Source organism: Marinilactibacillus piezotolerans, from assembly GCF_900114235.1.
Lineage (GTDB): Bacteria > Bacillota > Bacilli > Lactobacillales > Carnobacteriaceae_A > Marinilactibacillus > Marinilactibacillus piezotolerans.
Window position 1 is genome coordinate 1 of record NZ_FOSJ01000106.1, and the last position, 2,049, is coordinate 2,049.

General features: G+C 35.9%; 2 protein-coding genes. Both read left to right on the top strand.

The features are described from left to right. On the top strand, positions 1-354 hold a 354-nt coding region (locus BM212_RS12235), incomplete at its 5' end, for a transposase (RefSeq protein WP_177206479.1). A gap of 1,079 nt (positions 355-1,433) precedes the next feature. Then, positions 1,434-2,049 (top strand): type I glyceraldehyde-3-phosphate dehydrogenase (locus BM212_RS12240; protein ID WP_281244410.1); only part of this gene is annotated, 616 nt, incomplete at its 3' end.

A 2,049-nucleotide genomic window follows, 5' to 3' on the forward strand; every position in this document is an offset into this window, starting at 1 on the left:
GAAGTCATATTCTCTCTTTACGGCAAACGGGGTACAATGGAGAATTTCATCAAAGAAGCGAAATCAGGCTTTTATTTTGACAAAACAGATAGCCCGCTCTTCCTGGAAAATCACGTTAGAATGATGATCAGTGTCCTGGCTTACAACCTCGTCAATTTTTTAAAGAACATTGGATTTGAACAAGTGAATCGGGGGATGACGATTCATTCTATACGATTGACATTGCTCAAAGTTGCCGGAAAACTCATTAAAACAGGTAGACAAGTCTATCTCAAACTGTCGAGTTATCATGTGTATCAAACTGAATTTTATAAGGTTTTTGAACGCCTACTGCGATCTAGGCAATGGATTTAGGCTAGTTATCGTAAAAATTTTTAACCTATTTTTCCAAGGGGTCAGTCTGCCCTTAAATAGACAAATAATTTTTATTATAGCCTTCTTCCGTAGATATCCTGTTCGAAAACACATTATTTTGGAAGAATGTATCTGCCTAATTTAAATATAGGCACTTTGTTCAAAAAAAAAGCTTAAATTTAGAGCTATGAATTATTCAGGTCGAATACTATATTCATGACAAAGTGATATTAAGAATTATCTGGAACTTTTTGAAGTCCGGTCTGTTTTGGGATCGGACTCCTGAATTTTTCCCATTTCCGTCCATACTTGGTCAAGAACTGTTCTTTATCCGTCTCTCTTAAAGATCTCCATAATTCGGGCAGTACATCGTCGAGCTGATGAATGATGGATTGGCATTGTCCATTTCATTCAGGCTCTCCATGTCACGTTTTTATCTTTTAATGGTTCCTTCTCCGTAAGTGTGCCACATTTTTTTGAGCGCAATTCCATGCAGTTTCACTTCTTTCTTAGACCAGTCCACCATTGTTTCCAGAGGAATAAATCCATAGTATTTTACACAAGATTATGGGCTTGACTGAACTTGTAAAAGAAGCCCTCTAAAACAATTAAAATAAAACTTAGTGAGATTAATAAACGATTTAAAGACGATCTAACGAATAATTACTCTGTTTTTAATTTCTAGGACGGTCTACTTCTTTATTGTAGAACCGCTTCTCAACTATTGAAAAAATGGTAAACAGACATAAGTCTTTACTTGTAATTAATAAAAAATCGAAATGTTTGACAATGTAGATAGACAGCCATAAACTAAGAACATAGTCTATATCTATTGTTCATTTATATAACTTCTATCAGATATTTTAAGAATCTCGAAGACTTGTAAGAGTAAGATCACGAAAAAAACTATTTTAAAAATACTCTTGACAACTATCATTTACTAATGTAAACTCAAGTCAGCTTATGGTTTACACGAGTAGACGTAGAGGAGGGGTTAATGTTAAACTTTGGCTGCTAATTAAGGATAACCAGCACATATTCATCAAGAAAAATAGTACAAAATTAAATGGAGGAATATAATGACTACTAAAATAGCAATTAATGGGTTTGGTCGTATTGGACGCTTAGCATTTCGCCGTATTAAAGAGTTGAGGGACTCAGAACTACAGGTTGTTGCAGTAAATGATTTAACAAATAATGAGGATTTAGCCTACTCTTTAAAATACGATACTGCATATGGGATTTTCCCTTATGATATCGAGGCAAGAGGCGATTCAATTCTGGTTGATGGCAAAGAAGTTAAAACATTCGAAGAAAAGGATGCCAAAAAACTACCATGGTCCGATTTGGACATTGATATCGTTTTGGAATGTACGGGCTTCTACACAACTAATGAAAAAGCACAGGCACACATAGACGCTGGAGCTAAAAAAGTAATTATTTCAGCACCAGCTAAAGATGAAGAAACGAAAGTCGTTGTCTTTGGTGTCAACCAAGAAATTTTGAGTTCAAGTGACAAAATTATTTCCGCCGCTTCCTGTACGACAAATGGTTTAGCCTTAATGACAAAAATATTAGTGGACGAGTTTGGGATTCAACGAGGCCTGATGACAGGATCGCGTGCCTATACAGCGACACAAAACTTGCAAGATGCTCCCGGGGGACGTAAAAGTCGCGCAGGTGCTCAAAATGTTA